General features: G+C 76.1%; 22 protein-coding genes. 11 read left to right on the top strand and 11 right to left on the bottom strand.

The features are described from left to right. Window positions 1–4: 4 nt before the first annotated feature. The 5 genes from ACFPK1_RS21060 (at window position 5) to ACFPK1_RS21040 (ending at window position 4,321) form a co-directional block, all read left to right on the top strand. Entirely contained in the window at window positions 5–1,819 is a 1,815-nt protein-coding gene (locus ACFPK1_RS21060; protein WP_378022906.1) for a hypothetical protein, read from the top strand. A 151-nt stretch (window positions 1,820–1,970) separates the two neighbouring features. Continuing rightward, a complete protein-coding gene (locus ACFPK1_RS21055) occupies window positions 1,971–2,495 on the top strand; it encodes a hypothetical protein (protein WP_378022905.1) in 525 nt (174 codons plus the stop codon). A 76-nt stretch (window positions 2,496–2,571) separates the two neighbouring features. Next, complete coding sequence (locus ACFPK1_RS21050) at window positions 2,572–2,964, top strand: hypothetical protein (protein ID WP_378022904.1); 393 nt, start codon at window positions 2,572–2,574, stop codon at window positions 2,962–2,964. 147 nt (window positions 2,965–3,111) lie between these two features. Further along, on the top strand, window positions 3,112–3,723 hold the full coding sequence (locus tag ACFPK1_RS21045) for a DUF4190 domain-containing protein (protein ID WP_378022903.1): 612 nt from the start codon (window positions 3,112–3,114) through the stop codon (window positions 3,721–3,723). 13 nt (window positions 3,724–3,736) lie between these two features. Further along, entirely contained in the window at window positions 3,737–4,321 is a 585-nt protein-coding gene (locus ACFPK1_RS21040) for an ASCH domain-containing protein (protein WP_378022902.1), read from the top strand. Here ACFPK1_RS21040 and ACFPK1_RS21035 read toward each other — a convergent pair. Then, on the bottom strand, window positions 4,318–5,511 hold the full coding sequence (locus ACFPK1_RS21035; RefSeq protein WP_378022901.1) for an erythromycin esterase family protein: 1,194 nt from the start codon (window positions 5,509–5,511) through the stop codon (window positions 4,318–4,320). The genes ACFPK1_RS21040 and ACFPK1_RS21035 overlap by 4 nt on opposite strands. Before the next feature lie 94 nt (window positions 5,512–5,605). On the opposite strand from ACFPK1_RS21035, the gene ACFPK1_RS21030 reads away from it, so the two are divergent. From ACFPK1_RS21030 to ACFPK1_RS21015, 4 genes are all read left to right on the top strand, one after another. Beyond that, the gene (locus tag ACFPK1_RS21030; protein ID WP_378022900.1) at window positions 5,606–6,805 is read left to right on the top strand and encodes an acyl-CoA dehydrogenase family protein; all 1,200 of its coding nucleotides are present in this window, start codon (window positions 5,606–5,608) and stop codon (window positions 6,803–6,805) included. Then, window positions 6,802–7,899 carry an acyl-CoA dehydrogenase family protein gene (locus tag ACFPK1_RS21025; RefSeq protein WP_378022899.1) on the top strand — a complete coding sequence of 366 codons (1,098 nt, stop codon included), beginning with the start codon at window positions 6,802–6,804 and terminating at the stop codon, window positions 7,897–7,899. Before ACFPK1_RS21030 ends, ACFPK1_RS21025 begins: the two co-directional genes overlap by 4 nt. Before the next feature lie 33 nt (window positions 7,900–7,932). Then, window positions 7,933–8,958, top strand: a complete 1,026-nt coding sequence (locus ACFPK1_RS21020) for an SEC-C metal-binding domain-containing protein (protein WP_378022898.1) — start codon at window positions 7,933–7,935, stop codon at window positions 8,956–8,958. Between the two features lie 73 nt (window positions 8,959–9,031). After that, window positions 9,032–11,239: an FUSC family protein gene (locus ACFPK1_RS21015; protein WP_378022897.1), complete on the top strand. Its 2,208-nt coding sequence runs from the start codon at window positions 9,032–9,034 to the stop codon at window positions 11,237–11,239. 7 nt (window positions 11,240–11,246) lie between these two features. Here ACFPK1_RS21015 and ACFPK1_RS21010 read toward each other — a convergent pair whose 3' ends face one another. Together ACFPK1_RS21010 and ACFPK1_RS21005 are read right to left on the bottom strand one after the other, a co-directional pair. Further along, complete coding sequence (locus ACFPK1_RS21010) at window positions 11,247–12,416, bottom strand: hypothetical protein (RefSeq protein ID WP_378022896.1); 1,170 nt, start codon at window positions 12,414–12,416, stop codon at window positions 11,247–11,249. Window positions 12,417–12,787: 371 nt separating this feature from the next. Next, a complete protein-coding gene (locus ACFPK1_RS21005; protein WP_378022895.1) occupies window positions 12,788–13,936 on the bottom strand; it encodes an erythromycin esterase family protein in 1,149 nt (382 codons plus the stop codon). 165 nt (window positions 13,937–14,101) lie between these two features. Here ACFPK1_RS21005 and ACFPK1_RS21000 point away from each other — a divergent pair, with 165 nt between their 5' ends. Together ACFPK1_RS21000 and ACFPK1_RS20995 are read left to right on the top strand one after the other, a co-directional pair. Next, window positions 14,102–14,359, top strand: coding sequence for a hypothetical protein (locus tag ACFPK1_RS21000; RefSeq protein WP_378022894.1), 258 nt, complete (start codon window positions 14,102–14,104; stop codon window positions 14,357–14,359). Between the two features lie 82 nt (window positions 14,360–14,441). Continuing rightward, window positions 14,442–15,689, top strand: a complete 1,248-nt coding sequence (locus ACFPK1_RS20995) for a glycoside hydrolase family 88 protein (protein WP_378022893.1) — start codon at window positions 14,442–14,444, stop codon at window positions 15,687–15,689. 46 nt (window positions 15,690–15,735) lie between these two features. Here ACFPK1_RS20995 and ACFPK1_RS20990 read toward each other — a convergent pair whose 3' ends face one another. The 8 genes from ACFPK1_RS20990 to ACFPK1_RS20955 all read right to left on the bottom strand — a co-directional run bounded on the left by ACFPK1_RS20990 (window position 15,736) and on the right by ACFPK1_RS20955 (window position 24,436). Beyond that, entirely contained in the window at window positions 15,736–16,527 is a 792-nt protein-coding gene (locus ACFPK1_RS20990; protein ID WP_378022892.1) for an alpha/beta fold hydrolase, read from the bottom strand. An 89-nt stretch (window positions 16,528–16,616) separates the two neighbouring features. After that, window positions 16,617–18,467: a GAF domain-containing protein gene (locus ACFPK1_RS20985; RefSeq protein ID WP_378022891.1), complete on the bottom strand. Its 1,851-nt coding sequence runs from the start codon at window positions 18,465–18,467 to the stop codon at window positions 16,617–16,619. A gap of 93 nt (window positions 18,468–18,560) precedes the next feature. Next, complete coding sequence (locus ACFPK1_RS20980) at window positions 18,561–19,646, bottom strand: LLM class flavin-dependent oxidoreductase (RefSeq protein ID WP_378022890.1); 1,086 nt, start codon at window positions 19,644–19,646, stop codon at window positions 18,561–18,563. Between the two features lie 36 nt (window positions 19,647–19,682). Beyond that, window positions 19,683–20,108 carry a nuclear transport factor 2 family protein gene (locus ACFPK1_RS20975; RefSeq protein ID WP_378022889.1) on the bottom strand — a complete coding sequence of 142 codons (426 nt, stop codon included), beginning with the start codon at window positions 20,106–20,108 and terminating at the stop codon, window positions 19,683–19,685. Window positions 20,109–20,187: 79 nt separating this feature from the next. Further along, window positions 20,188–20,910, bottom strand: coding sequence for an SDR family NAD(P)-dependent oxidoreductase (locus ACFPK1_RS20970; protein ID WP_378022888.1), 723 nt, complete (start codon window positions 20,908–20,910; stop codon window positions 20,188–20,190). Next, window positions 20,907–21,716: an alpha/beta fold hydrolase gene (locus tag ACFPK1_RS20965; RefSeq protein WP_378022887.1), complete on the bottom strand. Its 810-nt coding sequence runs from the start codon at window positions 21,714–21,716 to the stop codon at window positions 20,907–20,909. The genes ACFPK1_RS20970 and ACFPK1_RS20965 overlap by 4 nt, the downstream gene beginning before the upstream one ends. 87 nt (window positions 21,717–21,803) lie before the next feature. Next, window positions 21,804–23,408, bottom strand: a complete 1,605-nt coding sequence (locus ACFPK1_RS20960) for a long-chain-fatty-acid--CoA ligase (RefSeq protein ID WP_378022886.1) — start codon at window positions 23,406–23,408, stop codon at window positions 21,804–21,806. Then, a complete protein-coding gene (locus tag ACFPK1_RS20955) occupies window positions 23,405–24,436 on the bottom strand; it encodes an LLM class flavin-dependent oxidoreductase (protein ID WP_378022885.1) in 1,032 nt (343 codons plus the stop codon). Before ACFPK1_RS20955 ends, ACFPK1_RS20960 begins: the two co-directional genes overlap by 4 nt. Between the last annotated feature and the right edge of the window lie 32 nt (window positions 24,437–24,468).

The following is a 24,468-nucleotide window of genomic DNA, read 5'->3' as shown; positions in this document are numbered from 1 at the left end:
TGCCGTGACGGAAGGAGAGCCGCTCTCGGGCGGCCACTACCGCCTCGGGGCCGCGGTCACCGCGGCCGTCCGGGCGGCGCACGACGAGTGGGACGACCGCGACGTGGTCGCCGTGGCGCTCGACGGGACGGGCCCCGGTGCCCTCACCCGCGTCGCGCGCGACGTCCGGCGCGCCGCCGAGCACCCGCACCCCGGCCTCGCGCCGGCCCGGGACGTCGCGGCCGGCCGGGACCAGGCGCTCTGGCTCGTCCACGACGTCCCGGCGGGCGCCCGGGGGCTCGCCGCGACCGGCCCGGTGCCGGGGCCGCGGCTGCGGGCGATCGCCCTGGTCCTCGCCGAGGGACTCGCGGCGGCGCACGCGGCGCGGCTCGTGCACGGGCGGGTGGGCGCGGACGTCGTGCTCGTCGGGCCCGGGGAGGCGGAGTCGGCCTGGCTGCTCGGCGCCCCCTCGGGCCGGCGGCCCGACGACCGGCCCGCCGCCGAGGACGACGACGTCCGCGCGCTGGCCGCGACCCTCGCCGCGGTCCCGGTGGCCGGCGACGCCGGCGCGCTGCGCGCCGTCCTCGAGCGGGTGGCCGGCGAGCACGAGGCGGCGCCGGGCACGCTCGGCGCTGCGCTCCTGGCGGACCTGCGGGCCCTCGGGGACGCGCCCCGGCGCACCGAGGTGATCGCGACCCCGGTGGCGGCCGAGGCCTGGTCGCCGAGCCGGGCCACGACGGTGCCGGTCCCCGGGACACCCGCCGTCCCCGACCGCCCGACGGCCCGCGTGGGCCTGCTGCCGCCCCCGGCTCCCGCCCCGACCCGCCGCTCCGCGCCGCCGTCGCCTCCCCCACCCGCTTCCCCCCGGCCGCCCGCCGTGGCCGGTCCGGGCTCCCCGCGCCGCCGGGGGCCGGTCGTCGCCGGCGTGGTCGCGGCGGCCGTCGTGCTCGTCGCGGTGGTCGTCGCCGTGGCGCTGCTGCGCGGGACGGCGCCGGCGGCCGGGCCGAGCGACCGGGTCGTCCCCGGGACGGTCGGCGACCCGGCGACCGTCGAGCCGTGCGCCCTGCTCGACCCCGCGGCGATCGCGCCGGAGCGGTCGGCGCGGATCGTCCCGGACCTCGGCAGCCCGGCCTCCTGCACCCTCGACGTCCGCGCGCCGGGCGGTGACGTCGCGGTGGTCGCGACCTTCGAGCCCGTCGCCACCGCGGTCAGCGCGGCACCGGAGGAGCGGGTCGGCCCGCTGCTCGTGCGCCGCCCCGCCCCGCAGCCCGGGTCGTGCACCCGCACCGTCGTGACCACCGAGGGCGTGCAGGTCGCGGTCGACGCCCTCCTCCCGCCGGGATCGGGTGCCGACGCGTGCGCCACCGCCGACGCGGCGACCGACACGACCGTGCGCGCGCTGCAACGCGGCACCCCGCTGCCCCGGCGCCCGGTCGCCGACCCGCCCACCGCGCTCACCACCGTCGACACCTGCGCCGTGCTCTCCCCCGACGACCTGCGCGCCGTGCCCGGGCTCGACGCGGACCGCGTCGCTCCCGGCGTCGGCGGCTGGTCGTGTCGCCGCGGCGGCGGTCCCGGCGGCACCGTCGTCGACGTGGGGGTCGAGCGGCGCGCGGCGTTCGCGCCGACCACGGAGATCGCCGGGCGCCCGGCCACCGTCACGCCCCGCGGGGACTCGTGCGACGCGGCCGTCGCGCAGCGCTCCTACACCGTCCCGGGCGGCGGCCAGCGCGTCGAGCTGCTCGAGGTGTCGGTGCTCGGCGCGCGACCGGTCGAGGAGCTCTGCGCCGACGCCACCCGTTCGGCGGCCGCGGCCGTGCCCCGTCTGCCACGACCGTGAGCACGGGGTGTACGAACCACGACCGGGTGACGCAGACTGCCCGGCCAGCGGTAACACGTGTCGGTGACCGTCCCGATACTGCGGCCGGGGCCGATCGAGGAGGCGACATGAGCAGCACCGGGAACGCCGAGCCCGTCACGGCGTCGCGGCGGTGAGCGCGCCGGCCGCGAGCGCCGGCGCCGGTCGCGGACCCTGGATCGCGAGCGCCGCCCTGGGTGTCGCGATCCTCGTGGCCGCGGCCCTGGCCGTGCTCACCCTCGTCACCGCGCCCGTGAGCCCGGCGAGCTCGCCGGCGCCCGCCCCGGCCCCGCCCGCCCCGAGCGCCGCACCCGCCCCGGCAGCCGCGCCCGCGCCGGCCGGCACCCCCGCCGTCACCGACACCGCCGGCCGCGCCCTCCCCGCGGCCGTGGCCACCGGGGTCCAGGGCCTCTACACGGCGGTCGGCACCGGCGACCTCCCGGCGGTCGAGCAGCGCTACCAGCCGTCGGCGGCCGTCGGCGCCGCGCCGTGGGCGCAGGTCGCGCCCCTGCTCGCCCAGCCGCAGAACCGGGAGGCGCTCCTCGCCGCCCTGCGCGAGCCGCCGCAGCGCCGGACCGGCGTGTACCGCTACGCGGCCGGCGGCGCCGTCGTCGGGGTCGACACGCAGGGCCGGATGGCCTTCGTCCGGCTGCCATAGCCCTCTCAGGAACATCCCGGGTCGCTCGCGCCGTCAGAGGGTCGATCAGGTCATCCCCTCGGCAAGGGAGCACACGATGAGCGACCCCGGCACCGACACCTACACCACCGACGACGGCGCGACCTACGGCGCCGACGGCGGGCTCCTGGCCTTCCCGGCCGGCACGCCCAGCGCGACCTCGTTCGACGGCGACCACGACGGCTACTACGAGTCGACGGCCACCGACGCCGACGGCGACGGCTACGCCGAGACCGCCTCCGCCGACCGCGACCAGGACGGCTACGACGAGTACGCGGTGTCCGACCACGACCGCGACGGCCGCGTCGACGAGGTCGTCCTCGACACCGACGCCGACGGCTACGGTGACGCCGCGATCACCGACGGCGCGCCCTACGGCGAGGACGGCCCGGTGGCGGTCGCCGACACCGACGGCGACCTCTACGCCGACGTCGTCGTCCCGGCGCTCTGACGCCGCGAGCGGCACGTTCCGCGTGATCGACGGGCCGCGCGCCCTGCCGGACGTGCCGCTCGCGCCCACCGCTCGCGCCGGGAGCCCGTGCTCGTCCCGTGTGTCGTCTTCACCCCGGAGATCGGGACGCCGTCCTACGATCCCGGCGTGAGCTCGCCGTGGGAACCGCAGCGCGACGGCCGGGACGGGCAGGACACCCCGGCGCCCTTCGCTTCGCCCGGAGGTCCCTCGGCGTCACCGACCCCGCCGCCCACCCCGTCGCCGGACTCGCCGTCGACCTCCCCGCCCTACGCCTCGGACCCCTACGGCCCGAGTCCGTACGCGCTCGAGCCCTATTCCGACCCGTACGCCGCCGACCGTGCGCAGCAGAACCCCTACGGCCAGCCGAACCCCTACGCCCAGGACCCCTACGGCCAGCCGTACCCGCAGGACCCGTACAGCGGCTACCCGTCGGGGGCGTACTCGCCGTACCCGCAGGGCCCGTACACGCCGGCCTCCTACGGCGCGTATCCCTCCGGCCCCGCGGTGTCCGGGCTGGCGGTGGCCGCGCTGGTCTGCGGGATCCTCGGGTTCTTCACCGCGGGCGTCGCGTCGATCGCCGCGGTGATCTGCGGCCACCTCGCCTGGCGCGAGACGAGCAGCGGCCAGAACACCGGCCACGGCATGACGATCGCGGGCCTGGTGCTCGGCTACATCCCGATCGTCGGCTGGATCCTCTTCTGGCTCTTCTTCATCGTCGTCGGCGTCAGCTCGGTCTGAGGTCGGGGAACCCGTGCTCTTCGCCCTCCGGTTCGCCGAGCCGATCGCGCGCGGCGAGGTCGACCTGACGTTCCGGCGCTGGAAGCGGGCGCAGGTCCGGCCCGGCCGCCCGTACCGCACACCGGTGGGACGGCTGCAGGTCGACGAGGTCGACGTCGTCCACCGCGAGGACCTCGGGCCGGACGACGCGCGGCGCGCCGGGTTCGCGTCGGTGGCGGCGATGCTCGCCGAGGCGGACCGGCACGCTGGCGAGGACGCCGAGCTCTACCGCGTGCGCTTCCACCTGCTCGACGAGCCCGACCCGCGCTCCGAGCTCGCCGCGTCGGTCCCCGACGCCGACGACCTCGCCGCCGTCGCCCACCGCCTCGACGCGATGGACGCGCGCAGCGGGCACGGTCCCTGGGCGTGGGCGACGCTCGCGGCGATCGCCGAGCGGCCCGGCGTGCGGGCCCCGGACCTCGCCGCGTCGTTCGGCCGCGAGACCGCGCCGTTCAAGGCCGACGTCCGCCGGCTCAAGGCGCTGGGGCTGACGCACTCGCTGCCCGTGGGCTACGAGCTCTCGCCGCGCGGCCGGGCGGTGCTCGGGAGCCGGGGTTAGCGCACCCAGCCCGGGCGCACCGTCGACACCACGGCGACCCCGTCGAGCTCGGTCGCCGGGACGCACGGCACGAGGGCGTCGGCGGGCGCGGCGGGCGTGACCTCGTCGCCGACCGAGCGCCGCGAGGTGGTCGCGCCCGCCCAGGTGGCGACGACCGCCGGGACGTCGGGTCCGCCCAGGGCGCGCAGGTCGACCAGCGGGTCGCGCGGGCACGCCGCGAGCACCGTGCCCTCCAGCGACGACGCCGGCGCGGGCGGGAGGCGGTGCACCGACGGGGTGCGCGCGCGTCCGAGCACGCGCCGGGTCCGGACCGCGCGGGTCGACCCCGACCCCGCGGACAGCACCAGCGCGCGGTACCCCTCGCCGAGGTGCTCGCGCAGGTGCGCGCCGAGCGAGCCGTCGCGCGCGACGAGGTGGTCGGCGTGCGCCCACAGCACCAGGCGACCGTCACCCCCCACGGCGTCGATCACCGCGTCGGCCATCAGCCGAGAGGCGACGGCGTCGGCGCGCTCGGGCGGGCAGGCCGCGAGCTCGGCGGCGCGCACCAGGAACCCGGCGTGGCGGAGCGCCTCGGCGTGCTGCGTGGGCGAGGTCGCCGCGACCAGCGCGGGGACGTCGCGGTCCAGCCGTTCGCGGACCTGCTCCACGGCCGCGCGGGAGGCCGCGTCACCGTGCCCGAGCGCGAGGTCGGCGAGCGCGTCGGCCACCGGTGGCAGCGCGTCCGGGGCGGCGGCGCGCAGGAAGGCGCCGACGACGCGGACGGCGGTCGCGGGCCGGCGCGGGTCGATCCCGACGACCGGTACCGAGCGGACCTCGGCCAGCACGCGGACGAGGTCGAGCACCTCGCGGGTGTTCCAGCTCCACGAGCCGAGGCGCTCGAGCGCGTCGCCCGCCGCGCCCGTCCCGCGGCGCACGTGGTCGTCGAGCACCGTGGCCGCCGACTCGCCGGCCTGCAGCGCGACCGTGCCGGCCACACCGTCGCGGACGGCGGTCTCGATCACCCGGCAGGCGAGCAGCGCGAGCTCGCGCGTGCCGCCGACGGCCGGGCCGACCGCGATCACCCGCGCGCCGGCCGCCGCCCGCACCCAGGCCTCGACGGCGTCGAGCCCGTCGGCGGGCACGTCGTCGTCCGCCACCGCGAGCGGGCGGGCGTGGTCGGCGAGCCAGCGGGGCACCTCGCTGTCGGACACGGCGATCACCCTGGCAGGACCCCGGGACCGCGCCCGACCGGGGTCCGCGCCACCGGGACTCGACAGGTGCCCGCCGGCGACGCAGGGTGCAGGGGTGACGACCACGGACAGCCCTCCGGACGCGGCCGCCCTGGCGCAGCGCGTCGAGGAGTTCCTCGCCGAGCACGATCCCTCGACCACCGAGCCCGCCGAGTTCCTGCGCGAGCGCTTCGCCGCCGGCCTGGCGTGGGTGCACTACCCGGCCGGCCTGGGCGGGCTCGGCGCCGCGAACGGCCTGCAGACCGCCGTCGACGCGGCGTTCGAGCAGGCCGGCGCGCCGGAGAACCGGCCGCGGCTCAACGTCATCGGGCTCGGCATGGCCGCGCCGACGATCCTGCGCTTCGGCACCGAGGAGCAGCACCGACGCTGGCTGCCGTCGCTGTGGACCGGCGAGGACATCTGGTGCCAGCTGTTCAGCGAGCCCGGCGCCGGGTCGGACCTCGCGGGCGTCGGCACGAGCGCCGTGTGGGACGGCGACGCCTGGGTGCTCAACGGGCAGAAGGTGTGGACCTCGATGGCCCACCACGCCCGCTGGGGCATCATCCTCGCCCGCACCGACCCCGAGGCGGTCAAGCACCGGGGCCTGTCGTACTTCGTCGTCGACATGACCGCGCCGGGCGTCGAGGTGCGCGGGCTGCGGCAGATCACCGGCGAGGCGGAGTTCAACGAGGTCTTCCTGACCGACGTCCGCGTCCCCGACGACCAGCGCCTCGGCGAGGTCGGCCAGGGCTGGGCCGTCGCGCAGTACACGCTGATGAACGAGCGGGTCGCCATCGGCGGCGGCACGCTGCCCCGGGAGAGCGGGGCCGTCGGCGCCCTGGCCGCGCGGTGGCGCGAGCACCCCGAGACGCACACGCCCGGGCTGCACGAGCGCGTGCTGCGCCTGTGGGTCGAGACCGAGGCGGCGCGCCTGACCGCCGAGCGCCTCGGCCAGCAGCAGGCCGCCGGCCAGCCCGGCCCCGAGGGCTCCGGGGTGAAGATCACCTACGCGCGCCTCAACCAGGAGTGCTCGTCCCTCGAGCTCGAGCTGCGCGGCGAGGACGGCCTGCGCTACCCCGACTACAGCGAGCGCCGCCCCGAGGTGGAGGACTACGGCAGCCGCGACGCCGGCTGGCGCTACCTGCGCTTCCGCGCCAACTCGATCGAGGGCGGCACGTCCGAGATCCTCCGCAACGTCGTCGCCGAGCGCGTGCTCGGCCTGCCCGCCGAGGCCCGCGCCGACAAGGACGTGCCCTGGAAGGACCTGCCCCGATGAGCTCCGTGACGACCCCCGAGACCGGCGACCTCCTCTACTCCGACGTCGAGGAGGACCTGCGCGCCAGCGTCCGCGCGCTCGTCGACAAGCAGGCCCCGTGGGACGCCGTGCTGCGGCGCACCGACACCGGGGAACCCGTCGACACCGACCTCTGGAAGCGGCTCACCCAGGAGATCGGGGTCGCGGGCCTCGCCGTCCCCGAGGAGCGCGGCGGCGCGGGGGCGTCGTGGCGCGAGGTCGCGGTCGTCGCCGAGGAGCTGGGCCGCGCCGTCGCGCCCGTCCCGTTCCTCGGCACCGCCGTCGCCACCGCGCTGCTGCTGGGCACCGGTGAGGACGAGCTGCTCGCGTCCGTCGCCGCGGGCGAGCGCACCGCCGTGCTCGTCGTCGGCGCCACCCGCGGCGCGGGGCGCCCGGTGCCGGTCGTCGAGCGGCAGGGCGCCGGGGACCTCCTCGCCGGCACCGTCACCGCCGTCGTCGACGCCGTGACCGCCGACGTGCTGCTGGTGCCGGTCTCCGCCACCGAGATCGCGGTCGTCGACGCCGACGGCGACGGTGTCACCCGCACGACCGGCGAGTCGCTCGACATGACCCGGCGCCTCACCGACGTGACCTTCGACGGGGCGCCGGCGCGGGTCGTCACCGCCGACGTCGAGCACGCCCTGCGGGTCGGCGCCGCGATCCTCGCCTCCGAGCAGCTCGGGCTCGCCGAGCGCTGCCTCGCCGACACCGTCGCCTACCTGCGCGACCGCCACCAGTTCGGCCGCCAGCTCGCGTCGTACCAGGCGCTCAAGCACCGGCTGGCCGACCTCTGGGTGGCGATCACCCAGGCCCGCGCGGTCGCCCGGTACGCGGCGCGGTGCGCGGCCGACGGCTCGCCGGACCTCCCGGTGGCCGCCGCGGTCGCCCAGGCGCACTGCTCCGAGGTGGCGCTGCTCGCCGCCGAGGACGGCCTGCAGCTCCACGGCGGCATCGGGTTCACCTGGGAGCACCCGGCGCACCTGTTCCTCAAGCGCGCCCGCGCCGACGCCCTCGTCCTGGGCTCGGCCGACCACCACCGCACGGTGCTGGCCGACCTCGTCGACCTGCCGGCCTGACCCGGCGTCGGGGGCGAGGCCTACCGTGACCCGGTGGCCTCGCTCCTGACGTCCGACGACCTCGACGGCCTCGGCAGCGACGCGGTCCGCGCGCGGGACCCGCGGCCCTACGCCGAGGAGCTGGTCGCCGCGGTCGACGGGCAGCGGCTGGCCGACCCCGACGACGCCGGCTACGCGCTGAGCCTCGCCGCCGAGGCCCGCGAGCAGGCCGGGGACCACGAGGAGGCCATCGCCCTCTCGGGCCGCGCGGTCACCGCCGGGGCGGGCACCGACGACGCGACCTGGCTGCACGCCGCGCACGCCGAGCGCCTGCTGCGGCTCGGGCGTGACGACGAGGGCCTGGCCGAGCTCACGAAGCTCCGGCCCCTGCTGCTCCGCGAGGTCACCGCGGTGCTGCCGATCGCCGACGCGCTCAGGGAGAACGGACGCGGCGAGATCGCCGAGCAGTGGCTGACCGCGGCCATGGTCACCACGATCGAGCGCGAGGAGCGCCTCACCGAGGGCTCCGACGACCAGCTGGACGCGGCGGACCTGGTCGACGAGCTGATCGTGCGCCGGCGCCACGTGCGCGCGGACCTCGGCCTCCCTCCCGACGAGTACGACGCGCTGGCCGACGAGCTCGACGCCGCCCCGGACCTCGTGTTCTGGCCGGAGGTCGCGCTCACCCGGCTGCTCGCCGCGCAGCCCGCCCTGGCCGGCGAGCTGGGGCACGACTGGGACGCCCACCGCGCGCTCCTCGAGGGCGCGCTGCAGGCCGCCGACGCCGAGGGCGAGCTCCTCGAGGTGGAGGTCGCGACGCCGGAGCTGGTGGCCGCGATGCTCGATCCCGAGGCCGCCGACCCCGCCCCCGGCCCCCACCTCGTGTGGCCGCCGGGCCGCAACGACCCGTGCTGGTGCGGGTCGCGGGCCAAGTACAAGAAGTGCTGCCTGCCCCGCGGGCGTCTCGAACCCTCCCCGCCTCCGGCACCGGCTCCCGCCCCGGCGCCTGGTCCCGCTCCGGCGTCGTCGTCGGAGCGCGTCATCACCCGCCGTCCGGGCCCGCGGACACGCGCGCGCTGACGCAGCGTGCCCGCGGCTCCACGGCCGGTGGCGACGCTGGGAGTCCGGCCGCCGGAGCGGCAGACTCGGGCCCGTGGCCGATCACCGCGCCGTGCGCTGGCTCCTGCGCCGCGACCCGGGGCTGGGCGCGTGCCGCAGGGCGCTGCGCGTCGCCGTCGTCGCCACCGTCGTGTTCATGGTGTGCCGCTACGGGTTCGGCAGCCCGGCCGCGGCGACGTACGCGGTGTTCGGGACGATCGGCTTCGGGGTGCTCTCGCAGGTCGTCGGGACGCCGCGGGAGCGCACCCGGACGCTCATCGGCTGCCTCGTCGCGGGCACGGTGCTGCTGACGATCGGTGCGCTGCTCGCCGGCAGCACGATCATGGCGTCGGTCGGCATGCTCGTCGCCGGGGTGTCCGTCGCGTTCATCGCGGTCGGCGGTCCGCGGCTCGCGGGCGTCGCCAACGGGCTGCAGCTGGTCTACATCCTGCCGTCGTTCCCGCCCTTCGCCCCCGAGACGCTGCCCGCGCGCGTGCTCGGGTTCGTGTTCGGCGTGGGGCTCCTCCTGGTGGCCGACCGCGTGCTCTGGCCACCCCGCCCGGTGCAGACCTACGCCTGCCGCGCGGCCTCGGCGGCCCGGGCGCTCGCCGCGCTGCTCGAGGCCGTCGGGGCGCGGGACACCGACGCCGTGCCCGCCCGCCGGGCCGCGGCCGCGCACGCCGCCGGGCGGTTGAAGCTGCTGGCGACGCCGTGGGAGATCCGCCCCACCGGCCCGGGCATGGAGGACCGGGGACTCGCCCACCTCGGCGCCGCCCTGCGCGGGATGCAGGGCCGCGTCGACGCCCTCCTCGCCCCCGACGCCCGCGCGATCCCCGTGGACGCCGCCCCGGTCCTCGCCACGCTCGGGGCGACGATGCACCGCACGGCGGACGCGCTGCTCGGGCGCGGCGGGGTGCCCGACGTCGCCGACCTCGACGCCGAGCGCCTCGCCTACACCGAGCGTCGCCTCGACTCGATCACCCACCTCGCCGACGACGAGGCGACGGTGGCGCACGCGCGGGCCGCCGTGGCGATCGGGCAGGCGCTCTCGGCGGCGCGGGTGGCCGTGCAGGCGGCGGAGATCGTCGTGACCCCGCGCGGACCCCGCTCCCCCGCCGCCGCGGAGCTCTCGTGGTGGGCCACCGCCTCGACCCCGCTGCTGTGGTGGCGCCGGATCCACGCCCACCTCTCGCTGCGCTCGGTGTACCTGCAGAACGCGCTGCGCCTGGGGGTCGGGCTCGCCCTGGCGCGCCTGGTCGCCGGCGGGCTCGATCTGTCCCACGGGCTGTGGGTGCTGCTGGCGACGCTGACGCTGATGCGGACGTCGGTGACGTCGACGCGCGCCACGCTCCTGCCCGCGATCGTCGGCACGGCGCTGGGTGCGGTCGTCGCGGCCGGGCTGCTGGCGGTCGCGGGCCCGCAGACGATCGTCTACGCCGCGCTCTTCCCCCTCCTGTGCGTGGTGGCGGTGGCGGCGGGCCAGCTGTTCGGGATGATCGCCGGCCAGGCGGGCTTCACCGTCCTGGTCGCCGTGCTGTTCGCCCAGCTCTCCCCGGCCGGGCCGTCGCTGGCGGGGGTGCGGCTCCTCGACGTCGCCGTGGGCGCGGCGGTCGGGATCGGGGTGGGCGCGGCGGTGTGGCCGGCGGGCGGGCACGGCGAGGTCCGCCGCGACGCCGCCCGCTGCCTCCGCGAGACCGCGGCGCTCATCGGCGCGTCGTCGTCCTGGCTGGCGGGCACCGGCACCCGCGAGGACGTGGCGGCCCGCCTGAAACCGGCCGAGCACTGGCTCCTGCTGTTCGAGGCCACGTTCCTGCAGTACCGCTCCGAGCGCCGCGCCCGCCACGAGGGCGACGTCGACTGGTTCGTCGTGCTCGGCGTCGTGCACCGCGCCCTGCGGGCCGCGCGCACCTCGCTCGACGAGCTCGACCCCGCGTCCTCGTGGCTCCCCGACTGCTGGCCGGACCTCGTCGAGCGCCTCCGCGACGACGCCCACGCCCTCGCCCAGGGCTACGCGACCGTCGCCCGCGCCCTCGCCGACGGGCGCACCCCGTCCGCCGTGCTCGCCGTCCCCGAGGACTTCCTCGACAGCGCCCTGCGGGCGCTCGCCACGGCACCGGGCCGCCGCGAGCATCCGCGGGAGACGTTGCGGCTCGCCGACGCGTGGGGTCGGCTGGGCTGGCTCGCCGACGACCTCGCCGCCCTGGGCGTCGTGCTCGCCCCCGCAGTCCCGGCCGCGCGGAACCGGCGCCGGATCCCGGCGTGACGGGAGCTCAGCCCGGCTGCCCGCTCTCGCCCTGGGCGGCGTGCTCGTCCTCGTGGTCGAGGCGCGCGCGACGCTGCTGCTCGCGGGTGCTGTAGGCCGCGGCGCGCACGTCCTCGGGGGCCGTCAGCCCCGAACCGACCGCGCCGGCCACGATGCCCATCGACGTCGCCATCGACGTGACCGCGAGGTAGGCCGCCGGGCCCACGGGGTGCCCGAGGGCCTCGGCCAGCGACGTCGGCGGGATGACCACGGCGGCCGCCGACCCCGCCAGCACCAGCAGCAACGCGTAGCAGCAGACGACGCCGAGCACGATCGTCGAGGTCGTCGCCGCGTTGTAGAGGTGCACCTCGGCGCGCAGCCGCCGCGAGCGCGGGTGCTCCCAGAGCTCGTTGTCGGCGATCAGCCAGGTGCTCATGGCCGCAACGGCCAGCACCGCGATGAGCGCGAGGCGCCACGGCCCGGCGGCGTCCGCGAGCTCCCAGATGTTCGAGTAGAAGATGCCGAACGCCGCACCGGCGGCCGCCGCGGCCAGCGCCGTGGACAGGCTCGGGACGAGGCGCCACGGGCGGTTGCTGCGCACCATGCCGGCGAGCAGGCGCAGGCGTCCCCGCATGCCACGGAGGGCGAGGTGGCTGTCGATGCCCTCGTGCTCGGAGGCGATCCGGCAGATCGGCGGGCTGAACAGGCCCCGGCGGGCCCGGCCGGGAGTGTCCGACGGCTCGGCGAGGCCGTGCTCGAGCAGGTCGACGACGGCGGCGCGCAACCGGCGGCGCAGCGAGAGGGCCCCGAGGGCCGGGACCGAGACGAGGCCGACCCCGTCGTCGGACCCGAAGTCGGACACCAGCGGCTCGGTGCCCGCCCGCCGCGGCAGATCGGTGACGATGACGACCACGTCCCAGCCGTGCCGACGCTGGCGCTCGCAACCGGTGCGGAACATGGGCACGAGGCCCTCGGAGTCCAGGCCGACCGGGCCCTCGGCCGTCTCGACCCGCCAGGTGCGTCCCGGCAGGTGGAGGGCGAGGAGGTCGGGGAGGTCGGGGGCGACCTGCTCGGCGAGCTTCGTCGGCAGGCCGGGGTCGGCGAGCAGGCCGACGGTGCGGATCGGGGGGTCGGGGGTGTCGGTGTCGGGGGTGTCGTTGACCGGGGCCCCCTGGGGTGGAGGCAGCGTCGAAGTCATGGGGAGTTCTCCTGGCACGAACGAGGGAGATCGCTCGTCGAACAGGCGGGGCGGCCGCGCACACGGGCGCGGTGGGGAGGCCTCGGCCATCGTCGCGATCTCGGGGTGTGATGACGTCCCGCCACCATCTCGACGGGCCGAGGGGAGCGCGGTGATCGCGCTGTCCTGTCTCCCCCGGGGCGTGCCCGTCGCGCGGCGCGTTCAATCTCGCGGACCGGTGTGCCGCCGACCGCGGAGGGTGTGTTCTCCCCGACGAGGACGCCCCGATCCGCGTAGCGCCCAGAGCGGCGTCGCCCTCGACGTTCCGGCGAGGGGCGCCCCTCGACGGTCTATCCGAGCGAAGGTGCCCCTCGCTCGAACTCGGGAGCCGCTCAGCCCCCCACGGCCGCACTGACCGATTGCGTCGGCAGGCAGATCACCGCGTCGTACCCCGCGGCGACGTCGACCGGGATGTGGGTCGTCGCGTGCCGGATGCTGCTCGGGCCGCGACCACCCCGGAGGGAGCGCATGTCCAGCAGCACCGGCTCCGCGCCCATCCCGGCGTCCGCGACGGCCTGCTCGATGCCGTCGGGGGCGCGCTCCCCCAGCGGCTCGGACGACAGCGCGATCCCGTGCCGCGCGCCGTCGTCGAGGGCGAGCCCGGTCGTCGAGCCGGCGAGCGCCGTGAGCCCGACGACCACGTAGTCGTCGCCGTACGCCTCGGCGAGCACGGTCCCGGCCGACGGCGCGCTCACCCCGGGCAGGAACGCGAACGGGACGCGCTGGGCGTGCCCGTTGTGCAGGAGCAGCACGACCTTCTCGCCGGAGGCGCGCAGGTAGCGGGCGGTCTCGGCCATGTACAGGTCGCGCGACGACACCACGCGCGCCGGCGGGTCCGGCGCGAACAGCACCGCGAACTCGCGCAGCTGCTCGTCCAGCCGCAGCGCGCCCAGCGCGAGATGCCACGCGAGGTCGTCGCCGGAGGTCCGCAGGAGCAGGCGGGCGAGCGCGGTCGTCGCGGCGTCCTGGTCGGCGACCGGGAGCGCCGACCACCGCCCGGGCGCGACCCCGTTGTTCGCCGAGGAGTAGGCCGCGGTGGCCGCCGCCGCCCGCTCGACGACGTCGGCCGGCACCATCCCCCGCAGCCTCGCCGGCGCCGGCTGCGGCGACCCGCCCGACCCCGGCACGTCCAGACCCGCGAACCGCACCGACCCGCCGGACGACGCGTACCCGCGCAGCTCCTCCACCAGGGAGCGCATCTCGGGGTGGTCGCCGGCGCGGAAGGTGAAGCCGTCGCGCGCGACGTCGTCCCACGCCGCGGGACCGCCCTGCACCCACGCGTCGACGAGCGCGCCCTCGGCGAACCCGGACTCCAGCGCCACGATCCGGAAGCCCCGCTCGCGGACGAGGTGGAGCGCCAGCCGCGCGCGGAGCTCCCCGAACTCGCGGATGCCGTGGTTGTTCTCGCCGATCGCGACGACGTGCGCGTCGCCGACCACGTCGTCGATCGCCGAGAGGGACAGCGGCCCGGGCAGCGTCACGGCTCCAGCATCACCCGCACGTCGACGGGTTTCCGGCCACTCGGAGGTCCAGGTTTCAACCGTTCGGGTGGCGTGGCGCACCACCGATAACGTCAGGGCCCTGCGCCGCGACGACCAGGCATCACGTTCCATCGGGGGAACGTCGGGGGATCATCGGGGGATGACATGAGCGTTCTGGCCGCCGTGGGTGCGCTGGGTGTCGGTGTCGGCGCGTGGGCCGCGACGCCGCTGGCGAGCATGGCCCGCCGGGGCACGCGCGACGAGCAGACCGTCGACGCCTGGCGCGACGAGGCCGACCGCGCCGCCGCCGTGCAGCGCGCCCGCCGCCGCGCCGCGATCGTCGCCAGCATCCCCACCCAGCGCCGCGACAGCAGCGAGGCCCCGGTGGCGCCGCAGCAGCGCCGGTCGCCCCTCGCGAGCTGAGCACCGGGACCCCCGGTAGCGTCCGGCGCCCGACCGGCCCACGACGAGGTCGGCGGTCGCAGCGACCGGGGGGTTAGCGCACATGGCGTCACGAAGGACCTGGATCGTCCTGGCCCTGATCGCGGCCACGGCCGTCGCCTGCAGCTCGCCGCCGGCTCCACAGGCAGCACGACCGGAGCCGGCCGCCCAGGCCCGGGACGCCCGCGCCGCCGCGCCGCAGGACGGCTCCGTCCTCGCGTTCGCCGACGCGCAGCTCGCCGCCACGGCCGACACGCTCGCGCCGCCCGCCTACCCGGTGCGCACCAACCCGGACGGGACGTGGCTGACCAAGGAGGCCGACGACTGGACCGCCGGCTTCCTGCCCGCGGCCCTGTGGCGGGTCTACGAGCGCACGCAGGACCCGGTGTGGCGCGAGCGCGCCGAGCGCTGGCAGGCGCCGCTGACGTCCGAGACGTCCCACGACGACACCGACCTCGGCTTCAAGATGTTCATGACGTTCGCCGTCGACCACCAGCTGACCGGCGACGAGGGCGCGAAGCAGACCGCGCTCGCCGCGGCGGACACGCTCGCCGCCCGGTTCAACCCGGCCGTCGGCATGATCCGCGTCTGGGACGACCGTGACGACCAGGAGAAGTACCAGGTCAACATCGACGCGATGATGAACCTGGAGCTCCTGTACTGGGCCGCGCAGCACGGCCGCCCGCAGTACGCCGACATCGCGAACCGGCACGCGGACCGCACGATGCGCGACCTCGTGCGCCCCGACGGCAGCACGTCGATGTTCGGCGGGTACGACCAGCGCACCGGCGCGCTGCAGCGCACGTACACGATGCAGGGGTTCCGCGACGACTCGACGTGGGCGCGCGGGCAGGCGTGGGCGGCCTACGGGTTCGCCATGGCCTACCGGTACACGCAGAACCCGGCCTACCTCGACACCGCGCACCGCACCGCGGACTGGTTCCTCGGCCACCTGCCGCCCGACCGCGTCCCGTACTGGGACTTCGACGTGCCGCAGGCGCCGCCCGAGCCGCGCGACACCTCGGCCGCCGCCATCACCGCGAGCGCCCTGCTCGCGATGAACGAGCTGGACGCCGACCCGGCGACGAAGAACGCCGACGTCGACGGCGCCCGCGGCATGCTCGCCTCGCTGTCGACGCCCGCCTACCTCGCGCGCGGCACCCCGTTCCGCTCGATCCTGCTGCACGGCACGCAGAACCTGCCCGAGGGCCAGGCCGACTCCGGGATCATGTTCGGCGACTACTACTTCGTCGAGGCCCTGAACCGCTGGGAGCGCCAGGTCGGGCCGTCGTCCCAGCTCGCCACGGGGTAGGGGCACGACAGCGGGGAGCACGAGGCCCGCCGAGGGGCACCGCCCCTCAGGAGCGGGCCGCCGGAGCCCTGTCCGGAGACGGCAGCTCGGCCCAGAAGGCCGTCAGGGCGTCGGCGACCGGCGCCGGCGTCTCCTCCGGCCACCAGTGACCCACACCCTCGAGGTGCACCGTCCTCGCGCCCGCCTTGCGCGCGGCCCATTCGTGCTGCTCCACCGTTCCGCTGGCTCGCCCGACATCGTCGACGGCGATGATGGCGAGCCCCGGTCGTCGTGCGGCGTTCGGGAGGAGCTGTCCCGCGTCGGACATCGCCGGCTGCCGCGCCGACCGCAACAGCTTCAGGACGGCGCGGCCCATCTCGGGGTCCATGCCTGCCGCGACCCGCTCCGCCATGCGTCCGGTCATGCCGAGGGCCGAGGTCACCGCGAGTCGCTGCTGCAGGTCGCCTCCCCAGATCTCCTCCACCGAGGCCTCCCCGGCGCCCTCCTGCTGCCACACCTGCGCTCGCGGATGCCAGTCGTAGTCGGGTGCGAACACCCCGAGCGCGTCGGAGGCCCAACTGCGGACCAGGTCCGGGCGGCTCATCGCCAGCGCCGCGACGTGGATCCCGCCCCAGTCGTGACCGACCAGGTCCACCGGGGCGCGGAACAGCTCGAGCTGGGACGCCAGCCAGTCGCGGTAGGCCGTGGCCGACGCGTCGAAGCCGCGAGGCGCGGGGACGCCGAACCCGGGCGGGGACAGGACGACCGCGTCGGCCCGGTCGAGCTCCCCGATGACCGGGCCCCAGACGACCGCTGACTCGGGGTTGCCGTGGACGAGGACGAGGGGAGTGCGGGGCACGGGAGCCGCCTCTCTCTAACTTGCTAGTTGGTTCGCAAGTATCGTAGCACGCGGACGCCCCGAACCGCGGTGATCGGCCCGCCACGACCTCAGGCGCCCTCGCGGAACCACCCGGCGAGCTCGAGGATCTGGAAGGCCACGCGGGCGACGAGCAGCGTGTCCAGGGCCGCGGGGTCCTTGCCGGTGATCTCCCGGATGCGCCCGAGGCGGTAGCGCACGGTGTTCTCGTGGACGCCGAGGTCGGCGGCCGCGCGCTGCACCCGCGCCTCGGCGGCCAGGAACGCCCGCCAGGTGGGGAGCAGGGCGCCGTCGGCGCCGTCGTGGTCGCGCACGGGCCGCACCAGCTCGTCCGCGAACCGCACGGCCTCCCTGACCCGCCCGCTGGACACCACCACGCGGAACAGGCCGAGCTCGTCGACGGTGACGACGCGGCGCGACCAGCCGAACGAGCGCGCCAGCTCCTCGATCTCGCGCAGCTCGCGGTGCGCGCGCGGGAACTCCTCGGGCTCGCGGCAGACCGCCGAGACGACGCCGCCGCGGATGCGCACGCGCAGCACCAGGGCGTCGGCGACCGCCGCGACGTGCGCGCGGACCTCGTCGGGCGTCGACACCCCGCTCCCGCTCCCGAGGCGCACGAGCAGCACGACCGCGCCGGGCAGCGTCGTCGCCGGCGGCTCGTCGGCGCCCAGGCGCAGCGCGAGGTCATTGACCACGAGCCGCCGCGCGACCGACGCGTGCGGGTGCCCCTCCCCGCTCTCCACCGTCAGGCGCACGAGCACGTGCGGCCGGCTGAGGTCCACACCGAACGGCAGGCCCCGGCGCGCGAGCTGGGTGACGTCGCGGTGGTTGTTGAGCAGGTCGGAGAGGAAGTCGTCGCGGGCCTGGCCCTCGGCCTCGATCTGCCGCCGCTCGGAGAGCACCTGCAGCGCGAGGACGGTGGCGCCGCGCTCGGCGAGCTTGGTGTCGAGGTCGCCGAGCGCGCGCCCCGCCTCGACCACGGCGAGGTAGCCGCTGGGCCGGCCCTCCACGATCAGGCGGCAGACGACGTGCCGGCGGCCCAGCCCGGTCCGTGACGACGGCTCGAGCACCGTGGACGGGCGCGCCGCGGACAGCTCGGCGAGCGCCGTCCGCAGCGCGGGCCGGTCGCGGGCCCGATCGCCCACGACCGGCGCCTCCGCGCGCAGGGCGGTCGGCGCGGTCCAGGTCAGCACGGCGAAGTCCTCGTCGAGCAGCGCGACCGGGGCGCCGGCGAGGTCGGAGAGCAGCTCGACGACGGCGCGGATGTCGGCGCCCTCGAGCACCGCGCCGGTGAGCTTGGCGTGCACGTCGGCGAGGAACTCGAGCATCCGCTTCTGGCGGTCGAGCTCCTCGGCCTGCGCGGCCAGCCGGGCGCCCTGCAGCGCCTGGCGGATCACCAGCGCCGCGAGCCCGCCGAACAGCTCGCCCAGCGAGATCTCGTCGTCGGTGTACTCGTGCTCGCGCGCGACGTTGTCGACGAAGATCAGCCCGATGACGTCGCCGTCGAACACCAGCGGCACGCCGAGCATGGCCCGCACGCCCCAGTGCTCCATCGTGCGCCGGTGCGGGCGGGGGTCGTTGCGGACGTCGTCGATCAGCACCGGGGCGGCGCTGCGGATCACCTCGCGGCTGAACGCGTCGCCCGGGATGCCGGCCTCCTGGGCCTGCACCGCCGCGCTGATGTTGCCGTCGTCGCCGCACCAGCCCGCGGCGCCGCGGAAGCGGCCGTCGTCCTGGCGCAGGTAGACCGAGCAGCGCCCGACGCCGAGCAGCAGGCACAGCTTCTGCCCGACCAGCGCGAGCAGGTCCTCGAGCCGGGTGGCCGTGATGGCCTCGGTGGTGATGTCGGCGAACGCCGCGATGACCTCGCGCTCGCGCGGGCCGGTGTGGTCGTCCGGGCGCGCGACGGCGAGACCACCCATCCCGGTACCGCCTCCCCGTCGACGCGCCCGCAGGCCGAGTGTGCCCTGCGGGACGCGCCGAACGGGAGGGGTCACGGTCCGGTGCGGCTGCGCTCAGACCGCGGCCGGGGTCTTCGTCCTCATCTTGTGCAGCTCCGGCACGACCTTCTCGCCGAAGAGCTTCAGGCTCGCGTGCACCTTGTCGTAGGGCAGGCCCGCGTAGGAGAAGGCGAGGTTGGCCATGAAGTCGCCGACCGCGTCGCGCCGCTCCTCGTACCTGCCGATGATCTGCTCCGGCGTGCCGTAGACGTTGGCGTCGACGTACGCGCTCGCCGCGGTCTCCATGCCCGCCTCGCGGATCATGTCCGCGCCGACCTGGTAGGCCTCGTAGCCCGGGGTCTCGCGCCAGTGCGAGCCGGCGAAGTCGTAGTGCTTGATCACCGACAGGAAGTACCGCGAGATGTACTCGTGGGCGATCGCCTTCGCCTCGTCGGGGTCCTCGTGGCAGTAGGTGAAGTCCTGCAGCAGCGGCGGGCCGGGCTCGGTGCCGTGGTGCTCGCGGTGCAGCCCGCGCCAGCGGTTGATCGCCTCGGCGTGCGTCCCGATGTCGTACTGCATGAACGTCATCATCTGCACGGGCAGCGTCGCGATCGCGGGGATCGAGTCCGGCGACATCGCGACACCGAACAGGCGCCCGTCCAGCGAGCGGCTCGGTCCGGGCCGGACGGCCGCGCGCGGCTGGTGGTAGTGGGTCCCGTCGTGCTCGACGATGCCCTCGGCCAGCCCCTTGATGATCATCGGCGCGGCCTCGTCGAAGCGCCCGCGGGCCTCGCCCATGTCGGTGCGGAAGGCCTCGTACTCCATCTTGGCCAGCCCGCGGCCCATGCCGAACAGCGTCCGCCCGCCCGAGAGGTGGTCGAGCATGATCACCTTCTCGACCACGCGCAGCGGGTCGTTCCACGGGAGGATCACCGCGCCGGTCCCGAGCTTGATCCGCTCGGTGCGCCCGGCCAGGTAGCTCATGAGCTGCAGGTTGTCGGGACACATCGAGTAGTCGTCGAAGTGGTGCTCGGCCGCCCAGACCGAGTCGAACCCGTACTGCTCGGCGAGCACCCCCAGCTCGGCGTCGGAGCGGAACACCTCCTCGTCGGTCTTGTCGGAGAACCAGTTCTGGATGACGAGCAGGACGCCGACGTCCATGGGTTGACCTCCCGGTCTCTGGGGTTGACGGGGCGCTCAGGCGCCCAGGAACACCGCGCGGGTGTGCTCGGTGTCGAGGTACTCCTTGACGCGGCGGATGCGCCCGCCGAAGAGCTCGAAGACGAAGTGGTAGAGGTTGTTGTAGACGCGGCCGTTGGACAGCTCGGCGTACGACTCGGTCTCCGCCGCGACCCGGTCGCCCTCGGCGGTCAGCGCCTTCGGCGTCAGCGCGATCGCGCCCGTGGTCGACAGGGTCGACAGGCCCGCGAGCATCTCCCCGAAGGCCGCCTTGTCCTTCTCCCCCGAGATGCCCTCGATCGTGCCCGCGACCCACCAGGTGGCGTCATCGGTGAGGAAGCCGAGGATCGCGTCGACGTCGCCGCGGGAGAACACCTCCATGAACTCGGTGACGACGGCCTTGTTCGCGTCTTCCTTGCTGCGGGTCGCGGTGTCGGTGCTCATGCGGCGGACGCTAGGAACGGCGGACCGATGACGGAACGGAGCGACCCCGTCACCGTTGGAGGTCCCGACAAGCCCGCCCTCACCCGGTCCCCCCGAACGTCGCCATCAGCCCGCCGTCGACGGGCACGACGGCGCCGGTCATGTAGGACGCGCCGGCCACCGCCACGACGACGTCGGCGATCTCCTCGGCGCTGCCGGTCCGCCCGGCGGGGATCGCGGCGACGATGCGGTGGCGCGCCGACGTCGAGAGCCCCGCGGTCATCGCGGTGTCCACGAAGCCCGGGACGACGAGGTTGACGCGCACCCCCGCCGGCGCCAGCTCCACGGCCAGCGACCGGGTCAGGCCCGCGAGGCCCGCCTTGGCCGAGGCGTAGGCGCTGTCGCCGGGGAAGCCGCGGAAGCCGACGACCGCGCCCACGTTGACGATCGCGGCGCCCTCCACGAGGTGGGGCACCGCGGCGTGGCAGACCTCGTAGGCGCCGGTGAGGTTGGTCGCGAGCACCTCGTCCCACCGGTGGCGTCGCAGGTCGGCGATGCGCCCGCCGCGGTGCACGCCCGCGCAGTTGACGACGACGTCGACGCCGCCGAGGTGCTCGCGGGCCCGGGCGAGGGCGTGCTCGACCGACGCGCCGTCGGTGACGTCGGTCGGGATCTCCAGGACGTCGTCGGAGGCGTACGGCTCGGCGGCCGGCGTGCGGGCGAGGACGGCGACGGCACCGCCGGACTTGGTGACGTGGTCGACGACCGCCCGCCCGATGCCCCGGGTGCCCCCGGTGACCAGCCACCCCCCGGTCACGGTCACCGGCCCGTGCGGTCCAGGAACGTCCGCAGCTCGGCGAGGTAGGTCTCGCGGTCCTCGAGGTGCGGGGCGTGGCCGACGCCGTCGAACGGGACGAGGCGCGCGTCGGGATAGAGGTCGATCGCGGCCTCGGCGCCGGAGAAGGCGACGAAGCCGTCGTTGCGGCCGTGCAGGCTCAGGACGGGCACCTCGAGCGTGCCGATCGTCTTGCGCTGGTCGAGGGTGGCGAGGTCGCGGATGGCGTGGTCGCCGCGCGGCCCCATCGCCATGAACATGCCCCACATCCAGTCGACGACGTCGCTGCTCACCGGCACCGCGCACACCGCCTGGGCGACGCCCCGGAACGTCGTGGCCCGGTCGGCGGCCGCACCCGCGAGCACGGCCTCCACGTCGTCGACGGTGCCGCCGTGGGGCCAGTCCGGCGCCGAGGTGTAGCGCGGCGTGGCGCCGCCGGTGAGGACGAGCCCGCCGGCCGCCGAGCCCAGCCGGGCGACGGCGTCGACGGCGACCGCGCCGCCGAGCGACCACCCGTCGACCACGGGACGCTGCAGGCCGAGGTGCTCGCACAGCCGCGCGACGTCAGCGCCCATCGCCGCGATCGACACGTCGGCGAAGTCCTTGTCCGACCGGCCGTGCGCACGCGAGTCGAGCAGGACGACCTCGTGCCCGTCGGCGTGCAGGGCCGGCGCCACCGTGTCCCACGAGTGCGCCGTGACCCCCCAGCCGTGCACCAGCACCACCGGCTGCCGGGTGCCGGCGTGGTGCTCGAAGTAGATCCGCCGCCCGTCCTCGACCTCGAGGTGTCCCACGTCGTCCTCCCGCTGCTGGTCGTATGTGAGCGAAGTTCGGGGCTATAGCCCCGAACTTCGCTCACATGGGCTCGTGCTCGCTGGAACCTAGGAAGGGGTCGCCGGGACCCGGGAGGCGTCGGCCTCCGCCGCGTTGTGGGTTCCTCCAACGGTGTCGCGCAGCCGCCGCTTGTCGACCTTCCCGACGCTCGTGCGCGGCAGGGCGTCCACGACCTCGACGCGGTCGGGGCGCCACCACCGCGGCACGCGGCCCTCGAGCGCCGCCAGCACCGCGTCCGGGTCGACCCCGCCCGCGTCCGGCACGACGACGGCCACCGGGCGCTCCTGCCAGCGCTCGTGCGGCACCGCGACCACGGCGACGTCGGCGACGCCCGGCGCCTCGAGCAGGGCCGCCTCCAGGGCCAGCGAGCTGATCCACTCGCCACCGCTCTTGATCAGGTCCTTGGTGCGGTCGACCACGCGCAGGCGCCCCTCGGGGTCGATCGTCGCGACGTCGCCCGTGCGCAGCCAGCCGTCGACGAACGCCTCGGGTCGCTCGCCGCGGTAGTAGCCGGTCGCCACCCACGGCCCGCGCAGCAGCAGCTCGCCGCGCGCGACGCCGTCGTGCGGGACGGTCGCGCCGTCCTCGTCGACCAGCCGCCACTGCAGGCCGGGCAGCAGGCGGCCCTGCGTCTGGATCTGCGCGTACCGCTTGGCGGGCGCCGCGTCGGGCTCGGGGCGCGAGAACGTCGCCATCGGCGAGGTCTCGGTCATCCCCCAGCCCTGGAACGCCGAGACGCCGAGGTCCTCCTCGATCGCCCGGATCAGCTCGCGGCTCGGGGTGGACCCGCCGAGCACCAGGGCGCGCAGGCTGCGCAGGTCGGCGCCGGTGCGCCGGGCGTGCGCGACGAGGTCGACGGCGAGGGTCGGGACCATGCCGAGGTAGGTGGCGCGCTCCCGCTCGATGATCGTGGCGACGTCGGCGACCCGCGGCGACGGGCCCGGCAGGATCTGGTCGGCGCCCACCATGAGCGCCGCGAACGGGACGCCCCACGCGTTGGCGTGGAACATGGCGACGAGGTGCACGACCCGGTCGCGGCGGCTGATCGCGTGCCCGTCGGCGAGCCCCGCGGCCATGGTGTGCAGACAGAGCGCCCGGTGGGTGTAGCCCACGCCCTTGGGCGCGCCGGTGGTGCCGGTCGTGTAGCAGAGGGCGGCGAGGTCGTCCTCGCCGCGCGGCGGCGGGTCGTGCACCGGGTCGCCGCCGGCCACGAGGTCCTCGTAGCGCATCTCCCCCGGCTCCGGGTCGCCGTCGAGGACGACGACGCGCATCCCGGGCCGTGCCGCCCGGGCGGGCGCGGCGGCGGGGCGCAGGGCGACGTCGAGGAACAGCAGCTCGTCGTCGGCGTGCCCGACCACGTAGGCGATCTCGTCGGGCTCCAGGCGCAGGTTCACCGTGTGCAGCACGGCCCCGGCCAGCGGCACGGCGAGGTAGAGCTCGAGGTGGCGGTGGTGGTTGCCCGCCAGCGTCGCCACCCGGTCGCCCGGCCGGACGCCCAGCTCCCGCAGCGCGCCCGCGAGCCGGCGCACCCGCGCGTCGTACTCGCGGTAGGTGCTGCGGCGCACGCAGGTGCCGTCGACGTAGTCGACGATCTCCCGGTCCGGCGCGTGGTCGCGGGCGCGGTCGAGGAACGTGGTGACGAGCAGGGTCACGCCATGGCTCCGGGCTTCGCCAGGCGCTCCTTGACGGCCGGCGCCACCTGCGCCGCCAGCAGCTCGACGCGCCGCGACCCGTGGTCGACCGACTCGCCGGGCAGCTGCGCCCAGAAGTGCACGTCGCGGATCTGCGGGCGCGCGGTGAGCATCGCGGTCAGCTCCTCGACCGCCGTCGCGGGGTCCCAGAGCGTGAAGGCGCCGGCGGCGACGATCTGGTCCGGGTCGGCGAAGCGCGGCGTCGTGTCCGGCGGCCCGAAGGCGCCCCAGGAGATGTAGGTGTTGAGCTGGTCGAGCACCAGCGGCCCGACCTCGGCCCACTCGCGCTCGGGGTCCTCGGCGATCAGCGCCCACTGGCCGGCGTAGATGCGGCCCTGCTCGCGGGGCGTGCCCTGGCGCTCGAGGGCGTCGAGGTAGACCTCGTGGTGGTGGTTCTGCGTGGACAGGAAGCCGTCGCCGATGCGCGCGACGCGCTCGATCGCCGGGTCGGCCATGGCGCCGACCAGCAGCTGCGGGGGCTGCTCGGGCACCGGGGTCACGGGCAGGCCCGGGAAGCGGTAGCGCTTGCCCTCGTAGGGCTCGCGCGAGCCCGACCAGGCGCGGCGGATCAGCTCGACGCCCTCGGTGAGCAGGCTGGGGCGGTTCTTGATGGTCTTCCCGAAGGCCGCGAACTCGCGCTCCCAGTAGCCCTGGCCGACCCCGAGGTCGAAGCGCCCGCCGGTGAGCAGCGAGAGGGTCGCGGCGTCCTCGGCGAGGCGGACGGGGTCGTGCAGCGGCGAGACGATGAGGTTCGTGCCGATGCGCATCCGCCGGGTCCGCTCGCCGATCGCGGCGGCGAGCGTGAACGGCGACGGCGTGTACCCGTCGTCGCAGAAGTGGTGCTCGGTGAGCCAGACCGAGTCGAGGCCGAGCTCCTCGGCCCACGCGATCTGGTCGAGGGTCTGGCGGTAGAACGTGCTGAACGGCCGGTCTCCAGCCGGGTTACGGAAGTCGTACCAGAGCCCGAACGCCACCTCGCGGTTGTCCATGCGGGCGATGCTGTCCGTGCTCGACGCGCTGG

It is taken from the genome of Actinomycetospora rhizophila (assembly GCF_042657905.1).
GTDB lineage: Bacteria > Actinomycetota > Actinomycetes > Mycobacteriales > Pseudonocardiaceae > Actinomycetospora > Actinomycetospora rhizophila.
Note: the sequence above shows the minus strand (reverse complement) of the source record. Positions and strands in the feature narration are given on the sequence as shown.